General features: G+C 43.1%; 2 protein-coding genes. Both read left to right on the top strand.

Annotated elements, in window-relative coordinates; all coding sequences use genetic code 11:
• Positions 1-637: 637 nt before the first annotated feature.
• Positions 638-1,324: a DUF2294 domain-containing protein gene (locus VKA52_RS20750; RefSeq protein ID WP_326317110.1), complete on the top strand. Its 687-nt coding sequence runs from the start codon at positions 638-640 to the stop codon at positions 1,322-1,324.
• Between the two features lie 15 nt (positions 1,325-1,339).
• Entirely contained in the window at positions 1,340-1,627 is a 288-nt protein-coding gene (locus tag VKA52_RS20745; RefSeq protein ID WP_326317108.1) for a hypothetical protein, read from the top strand.
• The last annotated feature ends 600 nt before the right edge of the window (positions 1,628-2,227 follow it).

The raw sequence follows: 2,227 nt of genomic DNA, 5'->3' as shown, positions 1-2,227 counted from the left end.
AGACTTTTGTTGGGTGGATCGGGCTGCGGGGAATAGCTCGCTTTCCGCGGGAGCGCGGTGAGCCTCCTCGGACTGCGTCCTGTGGGGTCTCACCAAGCACTTTTTTCCCGCAGGAGTCTCGCCATTCCCCTCCGCCCCTTTGCTATATAAGTATCTCGAAACCACTTCCAGGAAAGGGAAGCTTTTACTCCTAAGGAAAGTGAAGAAATATGGATTCTCCAACCGCATTTAGAATGATAAAGCCTGTTATAGAGCGCTTTACCACAATAGATTCTGGATTTATGAAAGGCACTCGTACTGGGCAAAGGGGTTCGTTTCTCATCCTTTTTCGTATGGGGTGGATGGGAAGCTGCGAGACTCCCGTGGGAGAAAGGAGATAGGTGAGATCCCGCAGGACGTAAGTCCGAGGAAGCTCACCACTCCCCCACTGGAAAGCGAGTAGCTTCCCAGCCACCCCTGACGCTCATACCAAGCAACGAACCCCGAAAACATCTCAAAACTGATTCTTCAAGAAACCTGCCAGTTAGTTGAATGAATGTGCTCTCTTATATACTCGATGTGCTTGGTTTCGTTTAAATACCTGTATTTTGTGATACTTTAAATATAGATAAACAACGTTTGGTATGGAGGGATAGAAGTGGATAAGCGTTCCATTCAGTCAGACATGTCGAGCTATATTGGTAAGTTGTTACGTGACCACTTTGGAAAAGGACCCTCCTCTGTTTTCGTCTCCATCGAAGGGAAATTTCTTACCATCTATTTGAAAGATTTTCTTGCACCCATGGAACGTGTTTTAGTCGGTCAGAGAAATGATAAAAAAGTAGAAGAAACGCGGGACCTCATGATGAGAGAATTAATTCCTGATATAAAAGCAACCTTTCGGGCCACTTCGGGTATCCATGTGGACCATTTGTATTATGACTGGTCTTTATCCAGGCGGACGGGTGTGCTTGTCGGAGTCATTACTTCGGATGCCCCTGATGAAGGTGAAGAATTAATATCTTATGAACACAAAGATGCGGTACACGAAGAAGTGGAAAAACTGAGCCAGAAAGCGGAAAAAGCACCTGCCTCCATTCGGTCGTTTTTGCTGAACAATCGAACATTATTGATTGAGCGTAATGGAATATTGGTCGCTATTGAAAAAGAAATGATCAGTGCAGGATATGAACAGCCTTTGAAAATTTCCAAAAGAAGGTTAGAAAAGCGTCTTCTAAATCATGCCTCTTTCGAAACAATCCTTGGTACAAGCATAGAAGATGTCTTTATAGACTGGGATTTCGATAAAGACCGTAGTTACATGGTTCTGATATTGAAACCTTAAAGAGGGGGACATAGAATGATCGGCGAAAAGGATACCACCTTGCTGGAGAAGACATTATTACTCGAAGAATGCATGAATGCTTATAAGTATGCTGTAGAAACTGCACAGAAAAAAAGCCTGCTAGTGGAGGACATGGCTGCTTCATGTGCGGAAGTTTGTAAAAAGGCTGCAGAAGAATGCTTGACTCTCGGTACCATGGAAAACGACAAAATCTACCTCATGTGTTTAGAATATGTCCAGTTGTGTGAAGAGCTTGAAAAGCATCAAAGGATTGAACAAGAGGACATGAAGAAATCAGTTTAGGCAGACCTGTTTTCATATCGTCCATTCTGTACTATAATAGTAATTGGGATGAAACGAAGACGTTTGATCCTTACTCGTGCTTAACCATTGAATTCTGATAACATGTTAATATATTATTCGGTAACACTGATCTGGACAATAGAGCTGGACAAAAGCCGAAAAGTATCTTTCTTTCGACAAGTAGATACTTTTCGGCTTTTTTGCGTTTTTTGAGCTGATTATGCTCAACGAAAGGAGTATGCGCTCTGTATCGTATAGTTGGATTTGATAGCCACCGTGTCGTTATTGAGTTTAGAAAAGATGACAAGGATTTGGTTTTTGAAAAATATGCAGATGCTGAAGAGTATTTGAAGAAAATTAAACAGGAAAATATCATTCCTAATAAATATCAGTTACTCATCCAGGAGTAACCACCAAACCAAGCGGTCCTACCGCTTGGTTTTTTTATACTTCTTTCACTAAAGCTCCCTTTTCTTGAAGACTCAGTTTCGAGATGATTGTAAGGTTCTAGGGGCTCCGGGAAAAGGTTCGCTTTCCATGGGGCGGGCGGTGAGCCTCCTCAGGCTACGCCTTCCGGGGTCTCACCTGTCCCACACGTCC

It is taken from the genome of Halobacillus sp. HZG1, from assembly GCF_035818575.1.
Lineage (GTDB): Bacteria > Bacillota > Bacilli > Bacillales > Halobacillaceae > Halobacillus > Halobacillus litoralis.
Note: the sequence above shows the minus strand (reverse complement) of the source record. Positions and strands in the feature narration are given on the sequence as shown.